Annotated in this window: 18 protein-coding genes and 1 riboswitch; of the genes, 9 read left to right on the forward strand and 9 right to left on the reverse strand. The window is 73.5% G+C overall.

From position 1 onward, the window contains the following. Positions 1 to 26: 26 nt before the first annotated feature. From B5Y66_RS10775 to B5Y66_RS10790, 4 genes are all read right to left on the reverse strand, one after another. Positions 27 to 1,049 (reverse strand): methylenetetrahydrofolate reductase, encoded by a 1,023-nt coding sequence (locus tag B5Y66_RS10775; protein ID WP_079574281.1) that lies wholly within the window; start codon positions 1,047 to 1,049, stop codon positions 27 to 29. Between the two features lie 5 nt (positions 1,050 to 1,054). Continuing rightward, positions 1,055 to 1,161, reverse strand: a riboswitch (SAM riboswitch). An 80-nt stretch (positions 1,162 to 1,241) separates the two neighbouring features. Beyond that, positions 1,242 to 2,144, reverse strand: coding sequence for an NADP-dependent oxidoreductase (locus B5Y66_RS10780; protein ID WP_079574283.1), 903 nt, complete (start codon positions 2,142 to 2,144; stop codon positions 1,242 to 1,244). Between the two features lie 41 nt (positions 2,145 to 2,185). After that, positions 2,186 to 2,434 (reverse strand): YbdD/YjiX family protein, encoded by a 249-nt coding sequence (locus B5Y66_RS10785; RefSeq protein WP_407656381.1) that lies wholly within the window; start codon positions 2,432 to 2,434, stop codon positions 2,186 to 2,188. Continuing rightward, entirely contained in the window at positions 2,418 to 4,688 is a 2,271-nt protein-coding gene (locus tag B5Y66_RS10790; protein WP_176168841.1) for a carbon starvation CstA family protein, read from the reverse strand. The genes B5Y66_RS10785 and B5Y66_RS10790 overlap by 17 nt, the downstream gene beginning before the upstream one ends. 167 nt (positions 4,689 to 4,855) lie before the next feature. Between B5Y66_RS10790 and B5Y66_RS10795 the strand changes: the two genes are divergently transcribed. Next, complete coding sequence (locus tag B5Y66_RS10795; protein ID WP_079574285.1) at positions 4,856 to 6,112, forward strand: NYN domain-containing protein; 1,257 nt, start codon at positions 4,856 to 4,858, stop codon at positions 6,110 to 6,112. A gap of 18 nt (positions 6,113 to 6,130) precedes the next feature. Here B5Y66_RS10795 and B5Y66_RS10800 read toward each other — a convergent pair whose 3' ends face one another. Beyond that, positions 6,131 to 6,973 (reverse strand): alpha/beta fold hydrolase, encoded by an 843-nt coding sequence (locus B5Y66_RS10800; RefSeq protein WP_079574287.1) that lies wholly within the window; start codon positions 6,971 to 6,973, stop codon positions 6,131 to 6,133. A 110-nt stretch (positions 6,974 to 7,083) separates the two neighbouring features. Here B5Y66_RS10800 and B5Y66_RS10805 point away from each other — a divergent pair, with 110 nt between their 5' ends. The 4 genes from B5Y66_RS10805 (at position 7,084) to B5Y66_RS10820 (ending at position 10,420) form a co-directional block, all read left to right on the forward strand. Beyond that, entirely contained in the window at positions 7,084 to 7,653 is a 570-nt protein-coding gene (locus B5Y66_RS10805) for a TetR/AcrR family transcriptional regulator (RefSeq protein WP_079574290.1), read from the forward strand. Between the two features lie 60 nt (positions 7,654 to 7,713). Beyond that, entirely contained in the window at positions 7,714 to 8,361 is a 648-nt protein-coding gene (locus B5Y66_RS10810) for a lysophospholipid acyltransferase family protein (protein WP_079574292.1), read from the forward strand. Next, entirely contained in the window at positions 8,358 to 9,053 is a 696-nt protein-coding gene (locus tag B5Y66_RS10815) for a ubiquinone/menaquinone biosynthesis methyltransferase (RefSeq protein WP_079574294.1), read from the forward strand. The genes B5Y66_RS10810 and B5Y66_RS10815 overlap by 4 nt, the downstream gene beginning before the upstream one ends. Positions 9,054 to 9,124: 71 nt before the next feature. Next, positions 9,125 to 10,420: a sensor histidine kinase gene (locus B5Y66_RS10820; RefSeq protein ID WP_079574296.1), complete on the forward strand. Its 1,296-nt coding sequence runs from the start codon at positions 9,125 to 9,127 to the stop codon at positions 10,418 to 10,420. Between the two features lie 10 nt (positions 10,421 to 10,430). On the opposite strand, the gene B5Y66_RS10825 is transcribed toward B5Y66_RS10820, so the two are convergent. After that, a complete protein-coding gene (locus B5Y66_RS10825; protein WP_079574298.1) occupies positions 10,431 to 10,724 on the reverse strand; it encodes a hypothetical protein in 294 nt (97 codons plus the stop codon). A 129-nt stretch (positions 10,725 to 10,853) separates the two neighbouring features. Between B5Y66_RS10825 and B5Y66_RS10830 the strand changes: the two genes are divergently transcribed. The 4 genes from B5Y66_RS10830 (at position 10,854) to B5Y66_RS10845 (ending at position 13,507) form a co-directional block, all read left to right on the forward strand. Continuing rightward, complete coding sequence (locus B5Y66_RS10830; RefSeq protein ID WP_079574302.1) at positions 10,854 to 11,354, forward strand: DUF6584 family protein; 501 nt, start codon at positions 10,854 to 10,856, stop codon at positions 11,352 to 11,354. A gap of 120 nt (positions 11,355 to 11,474) precedes the next feature. After that, the gene (locus B5Y66_RS10835; RefSeq protein ID WP_079574304.1) at positions 11,475 to 12,221 is read left to right on the forward strand and encodes a phosphotransferase family protein; all 747 of its coding nucleotides are present in this window, start codon (positions 11,475 to 11,477) and stop codon (positions 12,219 to 12,221) included. Between the two features lie 147 nt (positions 12,222 to 12,368). Continuing rightward, positions 12,369 to 12,656 (forward strand): hypothetical protein, encoded by a 288-nt coding sequence (locus B5Y66_RS10840; RefSeq protein ID WP_139820832.1) that lies wholly within the window; start codon positions 12,369 to 12,371, stop codon positions 12,654 to 12,656. A gap of 158 nt (positions 12,657 to 12,814) precedes the next feature. Further along, the gene (locus B5Y66_RS10845; protein ID WP_079574308.1) at positions 12,815 to 13,507 is read left to right on the forward strand and encodes a response regulator; all 693 of its coding nucleotides are present in this window, start codon (positions 12,815 to 12,817) and stop codon (positions 13,505 to 13,507) included. Here the strand turns inward: B5Y66_RS10845 and B5Y66_RS10850 are convergent. The 3 genes from B5Y66_RS10850 to B5Y66_RS10860 all read right to left on the reverse strand — a co-directional run bounded on the left by B5Y66_RS10850 (position 13,471) and on the right by B5Y66_RS10860 (position 16,082). Beyond that, complete coding sequence (locus tag B5Y66_RS10850) at positions 13,471 to 13,950, reverse strand: VanZ family protein (protein WP_079574310.1); 480 nt, start codon at positions 13,948 to 13,950, stop codon at positions 13,471 to 13,473. The genes B5Y66_RS10845 and B5Y66_RS10850 overlap by 37 nt on opposite strands. A 136-nt stretch (positions 13,951 to 14,086) precedes the next feature. After that, the gene (locus tag B5Y66_RS10855; RefSeq protein ID WP_079574313.1) at positions 14,087 to 15,142 is read right to left on the reverse strand and encodes an App1 family protein; all 1,056 of its coding nucleotides are present in this window, start codon (positions 15,140 to 15,142) and stop codon (positions 14,087 to 14,089) included. A 16-nt stretch (positions 15,143 to 15,158) separates the two neighbouring features. Continuing rightward, positions 15,159 to 16,082 carry a carbohydrate ABC transporter permease gene (locus B5Y66_RS10860; protein ID WP_139820833.1) on the reverse strand — a complete coding sequence of 308 codons (924 nt, stop codon included), beginning with the start codon at positions 16,080 to 16,082 and terminating at the stop codon, positions 15,159 to 15,161. Position 16,083: the final 1 nt, after the last annotated feature.

Consider the following 16,083-nt stretch of genomic DNA (forward strand, 5'->3'; position numbering starts at 1 on the left):
GCACTCCAGAGGTCGGGCTCCGCGCGTCAGACGGCGGGAGCCTGGGTCGGGATGCTCGGTACCCACGGCCTTCTGGCCAGGTCCGCGCCGTCCGACGGGTCGTCGGCCGGCGCCGGTCCGCCGAGGTGGACACCCTCGAGCAGGTCCAGAGCGGGACGGTACTTGTTGAACGTGTACACGTGGATGCCGGGGGCGCCCGCGTCGAGCACGCGCTGGGCGAGCTCCACGGCGCGGGCCGTCCCGTAGGCGTGCTGCGCCTCCGGGTCCCCCGCGGCGTCGAGCGCGTCCAGCAGGTGCCGGGGCGCGCGGACGCCGGTGAGCTCCTCGACGCGACGGAGCCGGCGCGGCTCGGTCGTGGGCAGCTGCCCCGCGAGGATCGGGATCGTCACGCCGGCCGCGCGGGCCTCGGCGACGAAGTCGGTGTAGGAGTCGGCCTCGTAGAACAGCTGCGTGATGGCGAAGCCCGCCCCCGCCTCCTGCTTCTCCTTGAGGCGCCGGACCTCCTGCGTCCGGGTGGTGCCGGCCTGCACGTTGCCGTCGACGAAGGTCGCGACGGCGATCGTCATCGGCCGGGCTGCACCGCGCAGCGCGGCGCCCGGGTCGCTGGCGCAGCGCCGGGCCTCGACCTCGCGCAGCAGCTGCACGAGCTCGATCGAGGACGCGACGCCGTCGGCGGGCGGCCGCCAGTCCGGCTGGTCCTTCGGCGGGTCCCCGCGCAGGGCGAGGAAGGCGCGGGTGCCGGCGTCGAGGAAGTCGTCGATGACGGCGGACACGTCCTCGCGGTGCGCGCCCACGCAGGTCAGGTGCGCCACGGGCAGGACGGGCGTGCCCTTGAGCAGCGTGGACACGACCTGGCGGGCGGTGGCCCGGTCACTGCCGCCCGCGCCGTACGTCACGGACACGAAGTCCGGTCGCGCGGCCACGAGGCGGCGCGCCGTCTCCCAGAACTTGGGGGCGGCGTCGGGCCGGCGGGGCGGCATGAGCTCGAACGAGATCGTCGGGCGTGCCGGCAGCGCCGGGGTGGGCGGAAGGGATGCCTCTGCGACCATGCGTCACTCCATCGATCCTGGCGTGAGCACCTTCGTCCTCGGGAGGCTTCCGTCGGAGAACGGGTTGCTGCGGCGTCGTCGAGCCAGGACTCTCGGCCGCTCTGGATGGCTGGAGCTCGATCGTACGCAGCATCCGCCATGCGGTCGAGGATGAGACCGCCTGCTGAGACGTGGGGTGGGCGAAGGCCCTGCTCAGGGCACCAGCACGACCTTGCCGCCGGGGTGCCCGGTCTCGACCAGGGCGTGCGCACGGGCCGCGTCGGCCAGCGGCAGCACCGCGCCGACGGTGGTCACCAGGTCACCGCGGGCGAGGGCCGCGACGGCCTCGGCGAGGTCGCCGGCGTCCCGCTCGGACCGCGAGCTGAACTCCACGCGCAGGTCCGCCGCGGCGTCGTCCGCGATGGTGACGATGCGGTCGGTGCCGCCGCGCAGGGCGATCGAGTCGGGCAGGACGCCCGCGCCGGTGGTGTCGAGGACGGCGTCCACGCCGTCGGGGGCGAGCGCCCGCACCCGCTCGACCAGGCCCGCGCCGTACGGGGTGGGCGTGGCGCCGAGGGCGGCGACCCGGTCCTGGTTCCGCGGGGACGCGGTGCCGATCACGCGCGCGCCGCGGCGCACGGCGAGCTGGGTCGCCAGCTCGCCCACCGACCCGGACGCCCCGTGCACCAGCAGCGTCTCGCCGGCGCGCACGCCGAGCCGGCGCAGCACGCGGGTCGCGGCCTCCGCGGCGACGGGCAGCGTGACGGCGTCGGTCGCGGCGAGCCCGTCCGGCACCCGCGCGAAGACGGAGGTGCGGGCGAGCTCCGCGTACCCGCCGCCGACGGCGAACCCGACGACGCGGTCGCCGGGCGCGACCCCGGTCACGGCGTCCCCGACCTGGTCGACGACGCCCGCCACCTCGAGCCCGGGGACCACCGGGAACCTCGGTGGCCGCATGCCCGGCACCGGCGCGGACCGCACCGTGAGGTCCCAGCCGTTGACGGCGGCGGCCTCGACGCGCACCCGCACCTGCGCCGGTCCGGCCTGGGGGTCGGGGACGTCGGCGAGGTGCAGCACCTCGGGGTCGCCGTGGGTCTCGAAGACGATCGCGCGCACGCGGCCATCCTGGCCCAGCCGCCGCCGTCGCGCCCGCGCGCTCAGCAGCAGCGGGAGCCGGGGTTGCGGTCCTGCTCCGCGTAGTGCTCCCGCCAGAACTCGCGCTCGCCCATCGGCTCACGGTCCGGGTGGACGGACCGTTCGTGCGCGACGTACGTGCGGTAGGCGTCGTCGCCCATCACCTGCCGCACGTACCAGCGCAGGTTCCGCCACGCGGCCGCCGCCGCCCGGGCCAGCGCCCGGGCGGCGTGGTGCACCGCAGGGGTGCCGGCCTCAGTGGTGCCCGGCACCGCTGGTCTCCCGCAGGCCGGCGTCGGCCCACTTCTTCTCGATCCGCTTCTCGGTCGCCGAGGCGAACAGGCCCGCCGGGGCGAACCGCTGCGACGGGACAGCCGGGTCCTCGTGGTTCTCGCCGCCGCCGGCGCGGAACGCCTTGATGGTCACGACCAGCGACGCGAGGATCACGACGATCGACAGCACCACGAACACGATCGACAGGGTGCCCTGCACGAAGGTGTTGCGGACCACGGCCTCCATCGCCGCGACGTCGGGCGCGGTGCCGAACGACGTCTCCCCGGCGGCGAGGGCGTCCTTGAAGGCGTTGTGCTGCGCCCAGTACCCCACGGCGGGCACGTCGGAGAAGATCTTCTCGAACGACGCCCAGATGGTGATGAGGGCCGTGAACGCCAGCGGCGCGGCCACGATCCACAGCCACGCCCAGTAGGCGCGGCCCCGCTTCGCGACGATGGCGAGCACGACGGCGAGCGCGATGGCGGCCAGCAGCTGGTTCGCGATGCCGAACAGCGGGAAGAACGTGTTGATGCCGCCGAGCGGGTCGGTGACGCCCAGGTAGAGGATCGTGCCCCAGCCCGCGACCATGATCGCGGTGCAGATCCACACGCCGGGTCGCCAGCTCATGTCCTTGAACCGCGGCGCCACGTTGCCGATGGTGTCCTGCAGCATGAAGCGGGCCACGCGGGTGCCGGCGTCGACGGCGGTGAGGATGAACAGCGCCTCGAACATGATCGCGAAGTGGTACCAGAAGCCCATCATCGCGGTGCCGCCCACCAGCTGGTGCATGATGTGCGCCAGCCCGAGCGCGAGCGTCGGGGCGCCACCCGTGCGGGACACGATCGACGGCTCGCCCACCTGGCTGGCCAGGGTGCTGAGCACGTCGGGCGTGAGGTTGACACCGGCGAGGCCGAGCGAGTTCACGAACGCGACCGCGCCCTCGATCGTGCCGCCGGTGGCGGCCGCCGACGAGTTCATGGCGAAGTACACGCCGCGGTCGATCGAGATCGCGGCGACCAGCGCCATGATCGCCACGAACGACTCCATGAGCATGCCGCCGTACCCGATGAAGCGGGTCTGCCGCTCCTTCTCCACGAGCTTCGGCGTCGTGCCCGACGAGATGAGCGCATGGAACCCCGACAGGGCGCCGCACGCGATCGTCACGAAGAGGAACGGCCACAGGTTGCCGGCCACGACCGGGCCCGTCTCGGAGCCCGCGAACTCGCTGACCGCGGGGACGGAGATCTCGGGGCGCACGATGACGACCGCGCCGGCGAGCACCAGGATGACGCCCACCTTCATGAAGGTGGACAGGTAGTCGCGCGGGGCGAGCAGCAGCCACACGGGCAGGACGGCGGCGACGAAGCCGTAGACGATCACGCCGACGGCGATGGTGGTGCGGTCGAGGTGGAAGAACTCGGCGCCCCACGCGGTGTCGGCCACCATGCCGCCGCCGATGATCGCGGCGAGCAGCAGCACGAAGCCGATGAGCGAGACCTCGGTGATCTTGCCCGGGCGGAGGTAGCGCAGGTAGATGCCCATGAACAGGGCGATCGGGATGGTCATGGAGACGCTGAACACGCCCCACGGGCTCTCGCCCAGGGCGTTGACCACCACGAGGGCGAGGATCGCCACGATGATGATCATGATCAGCAGCGACGCGACGATCGCGGCCACGCCGCCGATGCGCCCCAGCTCCTCGCGCGCCATCTGGCCGATGGTGCGGCCGCCGCGGCGCATGGAGAAGAACAGCACCGTGTAGTCCTGCACGGCGCCAGCGAGCACCACGCCGACGATGATCCAGATGGTGCCCGGCAGGTACCCCATCTGCGCGGCGAGCACGGGGCCCACCAGCGGGCCGGCGCCGGCGATGGCGGCGAAGTGGTGGCCGAACAGCACGCGGCGGTCGGTCGGGACGAAGTCCTTGCCGTCCTCGCGCGTCTCGGCGGGGGTGGCGCGCCGGTCGTCGGGCCGTGTGATGTACCGCTCGATCACCTTCGAGTAGAAGCGGTACCCGATGAGGTACGTGCACACGGAGGCGAAGACGAACCAGATCGCGTTGATGGTCTCGCCGCGCACCAGCGCGATCATCACCCACGCGACGCCGCCGAGCAGCGCGATCGCCGCCCAGAGCACGACCTTCTGCCAGGTCCAGCGGGGCTTCAGCTCGTCGGCGGGGACCGCCGTCGGGGGGAGCGAGGGGTCGGGGACGATCTCGTCCGTCGCCGTCGTAGCTCCGGAATCTGCGGACAAGGTGAGCCTCCAGGGCGTCGCGACGTTGCGGGGACCGCCACAGGATAGGGGGTGAAGAAAGGGTGACGGAACGTCGCGCGCCGTGGACGACGGCGCAGCGTCCGTGGGAGTCGGCCCTGGCCCTGGTGGCGGGCGTTCCGGCACGGCGCGGGCATAGTGTGGCGGCCATGGACACCGAAGAGCGCCTCGCCGTCTTCCTCGACTACGAGAACCTGGCGCTCGGCGCCCGCGACCACCTGGGCGGCATGCAGTTCGACTTCAAGCCCATCGCCGACGCGCTCGCCGTGCGGGGCCGCGTGGTGGTGCGGCGCGCGTACGCGGACTGGTCGTACTTCGACGAGGACCGGCGCATGCTGACCCGGCACCAGGTCGAGCTGATCGAGATGACGCAACGGATGGGCGCGTCCCGCAAGAACGCCGCCGACATCAAGATGGTGGTCGACGCGATCGAGATGGCGTTCGAGCGCGAGTACATCACCACGTTCGTGATGTGCACCGGCGACTCCGACTTCTCCCCGCTGGTGCACAAGCTGCGCGAGCTCGACAAGCGCGTCATCGGCGTCGGCGTCGAGAACTCCACGTCGCGCCTGCTGCCGCCGGCCTGCGACGAGTTCCTCTTCTACGACCGGCTCGAGGGCGTGGACGTGCCCGACGAGTCCGAGGCGCCCGCTCCCAAGCGGGGCGGCCGGGGCGCCGGCAAGGGGACCGGGCGGTCCGGCGGCGGCCGGGGCGGCCGGGCGAAGACCCCTGCCCCCGCGGAGGCACCGGCCGAGACGGCCGAGCCCGCCGCGCCCGCCGAGGAGGCCGCGCCCGCGGCGTCGGGCACCACGGGCACGCGCCGTCGCAGGAAGGCGCCCGCGGACGCCGTCGCCGAGCCCACGGCCGAGCCCGCCGTCGAGGCCGTGGTCGAGACCGACCTCGAGCAGGACGACGCCGCCGCGTCACCGGGCGAGGACGCGCCGATGGAGGTCAGGGTGGCGCAGACGCTCGCCGACCTGCAGGCGTCGACGAGCGGTTCGGTCACGGCGTCGATGCTCAAGCGCACGCTGGTGCGCAAGGACCCCACGTTCAGCGAGTCCGACTACGGCTTCCGCACGTTCGGGGAGTTCCTGCGCTTCCTGGCCGACCGCGACTTCGTCGTGCTGTCGGACGGCCCGTCGACCGGCGACCCGGAGGTGGCGCTGCCGGAGCAGCAGGACACCGAGGGCGCCTTCGACCTGCTCCGCCAGGTAGTGCGCGACGCGGGCGGCAGCGCGCCGCTGTCCGGCCTGAAGAACGAGGTGCGCAAGCGCCGCCCCGACTTCTCGGAGAAGGCGCTCGGCTACCGCGGCTTCCTGCAGTTCGCCAAGGGTGCGCAGGCCGCCGGCGCCGTCGCCCTCGCGTGGGACGACGACGCCGACGACTACCTGCTCACCGCGGGCTGAGCCGCCGGGCCGTCGGGCTCAGCGGGAGACGAACGCGAGCAGGGCCGCGTTGACCTCGTCGGCGTGCGTCCACAGCAGGCCGTGGGGCGCGCCCTCGACCTCGACGTACTCGGCGTCGGGCACGGCGGCGTGGAAGCGCCGCCCCGAGGCGTCGATCGGCAGGATGTTGTCCTTCGTGCCGTGCAGGATCAGCGTCGGCTTGCCGGCCGCGCGCACCGCCTCGACGTCGGCGCGGAAGTCCTCGATCCACGTGGGGACGACGGCGTAGGCGGCGACCGGCGCGGAGCCCACGGCGGTGATCCAGTTGGCGCGCACGACGTCCTCGGAGATCCGCGTACCGAGGTTCTCGTCCAGGTTGTAGAAGTCCTTGTAGAACTGGGTGAACCACGCGTACCGGTCGCCGCGCGCCGCGTCCGCGATCCCGTCGAAGACGGACTGCGGCACGCCCTCGGGGTTGTCGTCGCGCTGCACGAGGAACGGCTCGAGGGAGGCGAGGAAGGCGAGCTTGGCGACGCGCTCGTGGCTGTGGTTGTGCACGTACCGCGCGAGCTCGCCGGTGCCCATCGAGAAGCCGACGAGGATCACGTCGCGCAGGTCGAGCGTGGTGAGCACCGTGTCGAGGTCGGCGGCGAAGGTGTCGTAGTCGTACCCCGAGCCGACCTTGCTGGACGCGCCGAAGCCGCGGCGGTCGTAGGTGATGACGCGGTACCCGGCGGCGAGGAGCTCGCGGGTCTGCAGCTCCCAGCTGTGCCCGTCGAGCGGATAGCCGTGCACGAGGACGACCGGCTGACCGGAGCCCTGGTCCTCGTAGTACAGCTCGACGTCCGTGCTGTTCTCCTGCCCGACGGTGATGTAGCCCATGGTCGTGCTCCTTCCGAAGGAGGGGAGAACGCTCGTTCTCCCGCTGTTCGCTACAGTAGAGAACGATGGTTCTCTCCGCAAGGGGAGACAGGACGACGAGAGGGTGAACGATGCTCGACGAGCACGCGGCACGTGACTCCGTGGTCGCGGCCGCCGACCGGCTGTTCTACGCCCGCGGCGTGCAGGCCGTCGGCATGGACGCCGTGCGCGCCGAGGCCGGGGTGTCGCTCAAGCGGATCTACGGGCTGTTCCAGTCCAAGGAGGACCTCGTGGTCGCCGTCCTCGCGCTGCGCACTCGACAGTGGGACGACGGCGTGGCCGCGGCCGCCGCCGACGCCGGCAGCCCCCGCGAGCGGATCCTCGCCGTCTTCGACTTCCTCGACGCCTGGTTCCGCGAGGACGGCTTCCGGGGCTGCGCCTTCATCAACTCGTTCGGCGAGCTCGGCGCCACGTCGCCGCGCATCGCCGACGCCGTGCGAGGGCACAAGGAGGCCTTCCGGGGGCACGTGCTCGGGCTCGTGCGCGAGGCCGGCCTCCCCGACACCGTCGCGCTGCAGGTCGTGCTGCTCGCGGAGGGCGCCCAGACCACCGCCGCGATCACGCACGACACCGGCGTCGCCCGCGCGGCGCGCGGGGCCGCCGAGGCCCTCCTCGCGGCCGCCGAGACGCGAACCCCCTGATCACGCCCCCGCCGGGTTCGCCTCGGCCGAGCCGGACGGGCCAGGGGGCACAATGGTCCGGTGACCTATCGGTTCCTGCGCCTCGTCCTGTCGCTCCTGGTGTACGTGCTGCTGCGCCCCCAGGTGACGGGGCTGCACAACATCCCCCGGCGCGGCCCGGTGATCCTGGCGAGCAACCACCTGTCGTTCATCGACTCGATCGTCATCCCGCTGGTGGTGCCCCGGCACGTCACCTTCATCGCCAAGGCGGAGTACTGGACGGGCCGTGGCCTCAAGGGCCGCGTGTCGCGGTGGTTCTTCACCACGATGGGCCACATCCCCGTCGACCGCGAGGACCCGCGTGCCGGGCAGCGGTCGCTCGACGACGCGCTCGTCGTGCTCAAGCGCGGCGGGGCGTTCGGCATCTACCCGGAGGGCACCCGCTCCCGCGACGGCAAGCTGCACCAGGGGCACACCGGGGTGGCGTGGCTCGCGCTCGCCGGGTCGGCGCCCGTCGTGCCGGTCGCCCTGCGGGGCACCGACAAGGTGCAGCCCGTCGGCAAGCGGATCCCGCGACCGACCCGGGGCATCCAGGTGCACTTCGGCGCCCCGATCGACCCGTCGCGGCAGCTCACGGCCGGGGCCCGCCCGGCCCAGGTGCGTCGGGAGCTGACCGACCACGTGATGTCGTCCATCCACAAGATGAGCGGTCAGGAGCTCGCCGCGTGACCCACCCCTCGCCGCACGGCGAGGAGGTCCAGCGCCTCTTCGACACGGTCCCCGGCTACTACGACCGGATGAACCGCCTCATGACGCTGGGGCGGCACGCGGCCTGGTGCCGCGACGTCGCGCGCCGCGCGCAGGTGCCCGTCGGCGGGTCCCTGCTCGACATCGCGACCGGCACCGGCGTCATCGCCCTCGAGGCGGCCCGCCAGTACCCGGGCGCCACGATCCACGGCGTCGACTTCTCCGAGGGGATGCTCGACGGCGCCCGCAGCAAGCCCGGCGCCGACGCCGTCACCTGGGGCTTCGCCGACGCCGACGACCTGCCCTTCGACGACGCGTCGTTCGACGCCGTCACGCACGGGTACCTGCTGCGCAACGTCGAGGACGCCGAGCGCGTGCTCGCCGAGCAGCTGCGCGTGCTGAAGCCCGGCGGCCGCCTCGCCCTGCTGGAGACCTGCCCGCCCCGCGGGCTGCTGCGCCTCCCCGTGACGCTCGGCGTGAAGGTCGTGATCCCGCTGCTCGGCCAGCTCGTGGCGCGCGACAAGAAGTCGTACACCTATCTCGAGGAGACCACCCTCGGGTTCATGTCCCCCGAGCAGGTCGCCTCGATCCTCTGGCGGCTCGGGTTCGACGACGTCACCTGGCGGCGCCGCTTCCTCGGCACCCACATGATCGTCAGCGCCCGCAAGCCGTAGTCCGCGCCGTCCCAGGGGGTTCCCCCGGCCGGGGGAGGCGCTCCGCCCGGCCGGTCGGCAGACTGGCGGGCATGACGGGCAGGACGACGGCGGGCGGCGGGCGGCGCACGCTGCGCTGGGCGCTGGGGCCGCTGACCAGCGCGTCCACGGTGCGCGCGGGGGTGTACCTCGTCATCGGCGGCGTGCTGGCGGGCGCGTACGTCGCGCTCGCCGCCGGGTTCGTGCAGATGTTCGCCGACCCAGCGACGCCGCGGGTCGCCGTCGGGGTGCTGGCGCTGGTCAGCGCGGTCATCGTCGGGTCGCCGCCGTTCCTCGCGCCGGTGCGGGCGCTCGAGATCGCCGCCGTACGGACGTTCCTCGACGTCGACCCCCGTGTGCTGCCCGACCCGGTGGGCCCGCCCACCGTCGCGACGCGCTGGCGCGGCGCCGCCTGGTTCGCGCTGCACCTCGCCCTCGGGTGCGCCGTCACGCTGGGCCTGCTGGTCGCCGTGCCGCTCGCGACGCAGCTGGCGCTGTCCGCGTTCGGCGTCGACCGGTCCTTCCTGGTGCAGATGGCGCCGACGCTGGTGCGGCACCCCGCCTGGTGGGCGGCCCTCGCGCTGTTCACGGTGCTCGCGCTCCCGTACGGTGCCGCCCTTGCCCGGCGGCTGCTGCGGCAGTCGGCGGAGCCGCTGCTCGGCCCGGACCAGACGGCGCGGATCGCGGAGCTCGAGGCGCAGGCGGACCGCCTCGCCGAGCGTGGCCGGCTCGCCCGCGAGGTGCACGACTCCGTGGGGCACGCCCTCACCGTCACGACCCTGCAGGCCGCGGCCGCCGCGCGGCAGGTCGAGACCGACCCGGCCGCCGCCCGACGGTCGCTCGTCGCGATCGAGGAGGCGGGAAGGTCCGCGATGGCGGACCTCGACCACGTGCTCGGCCTGCTGCGTGCGGGGGACGACGCGCCTCCCGGACCGGGCCGCGCTCCCGCCCGGTCGCTGGACGACCTGCCTGCCCTCGTCGACGACGCCCGCCATGCGGGGACCGACGTCCGCCTGGACCTGCGGGCCGAGACGACGGGCGGTGCCGTGCCCCGCGCGACGTCGCACGAGGCCTACCGCGTGGTGCAGGAGGCGCTCACCAACGCCGTCCGGCACGCGCCCGGGCTGCCGGTGACGGTGCGGCTGTCCGTCGTGGACGGCTCCCTCGACGTCGAGGTGTCGAACCCGCTGCCCGGCGCGCCGTCGCCCGAAGGAGGGGGGCGAGGGCTGCACGGCATGGCCGAGCGCGTCCGCCTGCTGCGCGGCGAGCTCGAGGTCGGGCCGCGCGGCGGCGCTTGGGTCGTGCAGGTGCGGTTTCCCCTCGACCGTGGCGCACAGCGCGCCGGGTGAGACTTCGCCGTCAGTCGATGTCTGGCGGCATCATCAGGAGCAGCGCGCCCGTGAAGGCGGCCATCGCCGCCCATCCGACGAGCGCCCAGGTCAGCGCCGCTCTCACCAGCCTCGATCTGTGGGTGGCGGACAGTCGCCACACTCCGAGACGGACGACCGCCAGGAGGGCCGCGCCCACGATCGGCGCCCAGGGTCCGAGGATCGCTGCGCTCACCGACGCGGTCATGACCCCCAGAACCGCGACAAGGACAAGCGCAGCATCCTCACGACCGGTGTCGCGGCCGATGTCTCCCTGGAGCGCCATCGCCAGATCATGGCACTCGGCACCGCCCGGGCGACCGACTCCGGAGGGCGAAATCCGTGGCGGGGCGCGGTCGACGGCCGCCGGAGATTCCGCTGGCCACAGGCGCCAGGACTCCCGGACACTCGGCGCATGCCCGTCGACGTCACGCTGCACCGCGTGGAGACCGAGCTCGAGCGAGGTCAGGTCCTCCCGGCGCTCCAACGCCTCCGCAGCCTGGTGCGCTCGCACCCGGAACGCCTCGACGTCCGCTCACGGCTCGCCGACGTGTACCGCAGCCAAGGCGAGTCCGCGCAGGCCGGGCGGTGGTCGTTCCTGGCCGAGGACGCGGACCCGGACGAGCTGGCCGCATTCGGACGCGCCTTTCGGTCGGCGCGTGGACGGCTCGCGGCACTGGCATGGTCGGGCGACGTCGGCGCGCTCGGGCCTCTGGCCGCGGAACGGCTGAACGCGCTGCGTGAGGACGCGACACGAAGCGCCGACCAGCCTCAGCGGCATGAAGAGCCCGACCGTGTCCAGCGCGCCATGAATGTCGTGGGCTGCGCGGTGGTCGTGGCGCTCGGCCTGCTCGCACTGATCGGGCTCGGTGCGCTCGTCGTCCACGGAGCGCGTGTCGTCGCCGGTTGGATCTGACCGTCGGCCTGACGGCGCACGCCACCAGTCGTCCCTGGACCCGCCGAGCGGGGAGCGGTTCGGTACGAGGGGCCCAAAAAACCGGGCGACATCGCGGGAGATCTCGCCAGGATGGTCGGTATGGACGAGGTCGAGGTCGTCGTGGCCCACAGCCAGCGCGCGACGCTGCGCGTCGGCGACGTGTTCCTGAAGGTCGACGGCGATCCGGCCCACGCCGAGCGCGAGGCGCGGGCGATGGACATGGCGCCGATTCCGACGCCGGCGGTCCTCTGGCGCGAGCCGCCCGTGCTCGCGATCGCCGCCGTGCCCGGCAAGGCGCTCGGCGTCCTCGGCGAACCGTCGGCCGCGTCACCGGCGGCGTGGGCCGCGGCGGGCGCCGCCGTACGGAAGCTGCACGACGCGCCGTTGCCGCCCTGGCCGGGCCCCAGGCTCGACGACGTGGCGGCGGAGCTCGACCGCGAGTGCGCGTGGTTGCTCGCCCACGCCGTCGTGCCCGCCGAGGTGGTCCGGAGAAACCGGGCGATCGCCGAGGCCGCGCTGCGGCCGTGGACACCGGTGTTCGTCCACGGTGACCTGCAGATCACCCACGTGTTCGTCGACGGCGACGAGGTCACCGGCGTCATCGACTGGTCCGAGGCCGCCCCCGGCGACGCCATGTTCGACCTTGCCATCTTGACGCTGGGGCACGAGGAACGCCTGGACGAGGTGCTGGCGGGCTATGGTCCCGGCGCGGACCGGGACGTCATCCGCGCCTGGTGGTCGCTGCGCAGCCTGGTGGCGTCGCGCTGGCTGATCGAGCACGGCTTCGATCCGGACGCACGGGGGTGCGAGTTCGACGTACTCCGATCCCGGATGCGGGAACCCTAGGTCGGCCGACGGGTGTCGGCGCGACGATGCGCCCGTGTTCCTGACGAGGTCGAAAGTCCTGGTGCCCTGAGCCGACAGGGCCGGCTCGCCCCCAGAAGCACCGACCTTCGTGGGGCGGCCGGTGAGGTGGAGGCGGACACTGTCGTCATGGCGAGCCACACGGTCCCTGCGGTGACGCGGCCCCCCGCGCGCCGGGGATTCTGGCGGGCGGCGCTCGTCTCGTGGTGGTTCTGGGGAACGACGCTCGTGGCGTTCGTGGCCTCGCCGGCCCTGGCACTCAGCACGCTCGTCCTGGGAGCAGTCCTGGCGGCCGCAGGAGTCGTGGCCTGGGCCCGACGACGTCTGGCGTGGATCTGCGCCGCCGGCATGGGCCTGATCCTCGGTTCGCTGCCGTATATCGCGTTGGCGGTTCTCCAGGTGACGGGCGTTCGATAGGGAGGGCCTCGAAGCGTCAGGTGGGGGGCACTCGACGACGCAGCAGCTCTACAGAACTGACGGCGGTCTCCACGCGCCACCGTTCTGCGGACGTCGGCGACACGTGACCGGCGGGAATCCGGGCGACGCCCGGGCGGGGTTGCGGCAGGATCGTGCGGGTGACCCTCCCCGTTGCCGCCGATGCCGTCGTTCGTGTCGTCCTCGTCGACGACGAGCCGCTGGTGCGCGCGGGCCTGCGCGTCATCCTCGAAGCGGAGCCCGACCTGGACGTCGTGGGGGAGGCGGGCGACGGGTCGGAGGTGCCGCAGGTCGTGGCGGAGTCCCGGCCCGACGTCGTCCTCATGGACGTGCGCATGCCACGCGTGGACGGGATCGCGGCGACGCGGTCGGTCGTCGCGGCGGGGCGTCCGGGCGCGCCGGCGCCGCGGGTCCTCGTGCTCACGACGTTCGAGAACGACGACCACGTGCTCGACGCCCTGCACGCCGGGGCGCAGGGCTTCCTGCTGAAGCGCGCGCGCCCGGAGGAGGTGGCGGACGCGGTGCGGCTCGTGGCGCGCGGCGACTCGCTGCTGTTCCCGGACGCGGTGCGGCGGCTCGTGGCCGCCCGCGGCTCCGACGGGGCGGCCGGGGACGCGCTGCGGGACGCGCGCCTCACCGAGCGGGAGGGCGAGGTACTGCGGCTCGTCGCCGCGGGTCTGTCCAACGCCGAGATCGCCGGAGAGCTGTACCTCGGCGTCGAGACCGTGCGCACGCACGTGGGCAACGTGCTCGCCAAGCTGGGCGTGCGCGACCGCACCCAGGCGGTGGTGTGGGCCTACGAGTCCGGGTTCGTCCCGGTCGGTCGGGCCTGAGCGCGCCGCCGCCACCGGTGCAGGGCGACGGCCGCGAGGAGGGCGCCCGCCGCGGCGCCGATCGTGTTCGACAGCCAGTCGTTCGTGTCGCAGGAGCGGCCGATCGCGGGAACGAGCGCCTGGACCGCCTCGATCGCGGCGGACGCCGCCGACCCCGCGACGAGCGCGGGCACCGGCCGGCGGAGCGCGACGGCCGCCAGGAAGACCGGCGGCACGAACAGGACGACGTTCGCCATCAGCTCGACCCGTCCCGGTGTGGGCAGCACCCAGCCCACGGCGCACCGCTCGAACAGCTCCCGGTCGACGGGCACCAGCGTCAGCAGCGCCACCGGCACGAGCGACACCGCGCCCAGGACCGCGGCCAGCCGTGGGCGGTCCACGAGCCACGGCCCGGCGAACCAGCCCACCGCGTGGTCCATGCCGTGCCCGGTGGCGGCCTCCATGGACGCCTGGTCATGGCGACCACGACCGCGACGCGCTGCAGCAGGCCGAGACGACGGTCCGTCGTCGCCCAGAGGGCACAGGCGACCCCCAGCACCCAGACGGCGAGAAGCACCCCTTCGACCGCGTCGACGGCCATCATCGGACGACCTCGGCCAGGCGGTCGCCGAGCTCCACGCCGTCGGCGCCGTGCACCAGCGGGGCGCCGGGGCGGGGGCGGTCACGGGCGGGTCGGCGACGGGCACGCTCGACCTGGCGGATGGCGATCGCCACGACGCGACCGGGCCAGCGCGCGGAGGCGCGCACGTACACGTCCTCGTCGAGCTGGCCGGCGTCGCCGAGCAGCAGCCAGCGCACGTGCGGGAAGTCCGTCATCAGCCGGTCGAGGCTCTCGCCCTTGTGCTGCGGGCCGCTGCGGAACCAGCCGGTCTGCGTGGGCCCCCAGTCGGTGAGCAGCAGCGGTCCGGGCGGGAAGCCGTGCCGGTCGAGGAAGCGGGCCAGCGTGCCGGCGGTGTTCCACGCCCCGTTGGAGAGGTAGACGAACGGCGCCCCCGGGTGGTCGGCCGCGAGACGGCGGTAGAGCTCCGGCATGCCGGGCACCGGGCGGCGGGCGCTGGCCCGGGTGACGAACGTGTTCCACGCCGCGACGAAGGGTCGCGGGACGGCGGTGACCATCGCCGTGTCGTCGATGTCGCTGACGACGCCGAACGTCTCGTGGTCGCCGACCACGACGACGGCGGCGACGGACTCTGCCCCGGTGCGGAGGGCGGTCAGCGTCACGTCGTGCCGGCCGGGCGGCAGGGGGGCGTCGTCGGGGAGCACGACCTCGACGTCCACGTAGCCGGCGCGGTCCGTCGCGACGTCGACGACGGCGCCGCCCACGACGACGCGCACCGGCTCCCCGGGCGCGGGCAGGGTGAGATAGCTGCGCAGCGGGCGGCGATCCGTGTGCAGCACGGGCGACAGCGGGCCGCCGGCCCGTGACGCCGGCACCAGCAGCACGCGGGCCAGCACCCGCACGCTCCGCGGTGTGCCGTACCCCGTGTACCCGAGCAGGCGCGGGATCCAGCCTCGGCGGCGCAGGAACGCCCCCGCCACGGCGCACCACCGGTCCTCGAGCACCGCCGCGACGTGGGGTCGCTGCGACGTTCTCTCGGTGGTGCGGGTCGTGGCGGGGGCGGTGGGGCCTGACATGCCCCGATCGTCCCTGCTACTGGCCGCCCATGCCCGTCGTGGCGACGCCCTGCACGATGCGGCGCTGGAAGAGCATGAACACCACGAGCAGCGGCAGCGCGGCGATCATCGCCGACGCCATGTTCTGCGCGTACTGCACGCCGTAGGCGTTCTTCACGGTGGACAGGCCGACCGGCAGGGTCATGAACTGCGGGTCGGTGGTGACGATGAACGGCCACAGGAAGTTGTTCCACGCGCCGATGAACACGAAGATCGCGACGGCCACGAGGATCGACCTCGACAGCGGAAGCACGATCGTCCAGAACAGCCGCCACGTCCCGGCGCCGTCGATGCGGGCGGCGTCGAGCAGCTCGGTGGGGATGGCGTCGAAGAACCGCTTGAGGATGAACACCATCACCGGTGCGACGACCTGCGGCAGCACGATGCCCGCGAACGTGTCGACCAGCCCCATGGCCTGCATCTGCTTGAACAGCGGCACGATGAGGATCTGGCCGGGCATCATGATCGACGCGACCGTGAGGAACTGCAGCAGGCCGCGGCCCTTGAACACCGTCTGCGAGAACGCGAACGCCGCCATCGCGGAGATGAGCACGGTGAGCGCGGTGACGAGCAGGGCGACCACCAGGCTGTTCCACATCCAGCCCAGCAGCTCGCTGTTGCCCAGCACCTGCCGGTAGGCGTCCAGGGTCCAGCCCTGGGCGGGCCACCACGACGCGGGCAGCGCCGCCTCGGCCTCGTGCTTGAAGCTGGTGACGGCGCCCCATGCGAGGGGGAGCAGCCACAGGACGGCCATGACGACGAGCGCGGCGAGGGCCGCGGCCCGCACCCACGGCGAGGGCCCGATCGTCAGCTTGGTGAGCGTGCGGTTCTCGGCACGGGCCTGCTGCGCGGTCGACCGGCGGCCGGCGACCATCGTGGAGACGGACTCGGCGACGGACATG

The organism is Krasilnikoviella flava, assembly GCF_900167525.1.
In the GTDB taxonomy this organism is placed as follows: Bacteria; Actinomycetota; Actinomycetes; order Actinomycetales; family Cellulomonadaceae; genus Isoptericola; species Isoptericola flavus.

Excerpts from the sequence above, each read along its gene's own strand:
- B5Y66_RS10830 (WP_079574302.1), top strand. The coding sequence starts at position 10,854 with ATGCCCGTCGACGTCACGCTGCACCGCGTGGAGACCGAGCTCGAGCGA.
- B5Y66_RS10835 (WP_079574304.1), top strand. The coding sequence starts at position 11,475 with ATGGACGAGGTCGAGGTCGTCGTGGCCCACAGCCAGCGCGCGACGCTG.
- B5Y66_RS10800 (WP_079574287.1), bottom strand. The coding sequence starts at position 6,973 with ATGGGCTACATCACCGTCGGGCAGGAGAACAGCACGGACGTCGAGCTG.
- B5Y66_RS10855 (WP_079574313.1), bottom strand. The coding sequence starts at position 15,142 with ATGTCAGGCCCCACCGCCCCCGCCACGACCCGCACCACCGAGAGAACG.
- B5Y66_RS10805 (WP_079574290.1), top strand. The coding sequence starts at position 7,084 with ATGCTCGACGAGCACGCGGCACGTGACTCCGTGGTCGCGGCCGCCGAC.
- B5Y66_RS10840 (WP_139820832.1), top strand. The coding sequence starts at position 12,369 with ATGGCGAGCCACACGGTCCCTGCGGTGACGCGGCCCCCCGCGCGCCGG.
- B5Y66_RS10795 (WP_079574285.1), top strand. The coding sequence starts at position 4,856 with ATGGACACCGAAGAGCGCCTCGCCGTCTTCCTCGACTACGAGAACCTG.
- B5Y66_RS10860 (WP_139820833.1), bottom strand. The coding sequence starts at position 16,082 with ATGTCCGTCGCCGAGTCCGTCTCCACGATGGTCGCCGGCCGCCGGTCG.
- B5Y66_RS10850 (WP_079574310.1), bottom strand. The coding sequence starts at position 13,950 with ATGGAGGCCGCCACCGGGCACGGCATGGACCACGCGGTGGGCTGGTTC.
- B5Y66_RS10820 (WP_079574296.1), top strand. The coding sequence starts at position 9,125 with ATGACGGGCAGGACGACGGCGGGCGGCGGGCGGCGCACGCTGCGCTGG.
- B5Y66_RS10775 (WP_079574281.1), bottom strand. The coding sequence starts at position 1,049 with ATGGTCGCAGAGGCATCCCTTCCGCCCACCCCGGCGCTGCCGGCACGC.
- B5Y66_RS10825 (WP_079574298.1), bottom strand. The coding sequence starts at position 10,724 with ATGGCGCTCCAGGGAGACATCGGCCGCGACACCGGTCGTGAGGATGCT.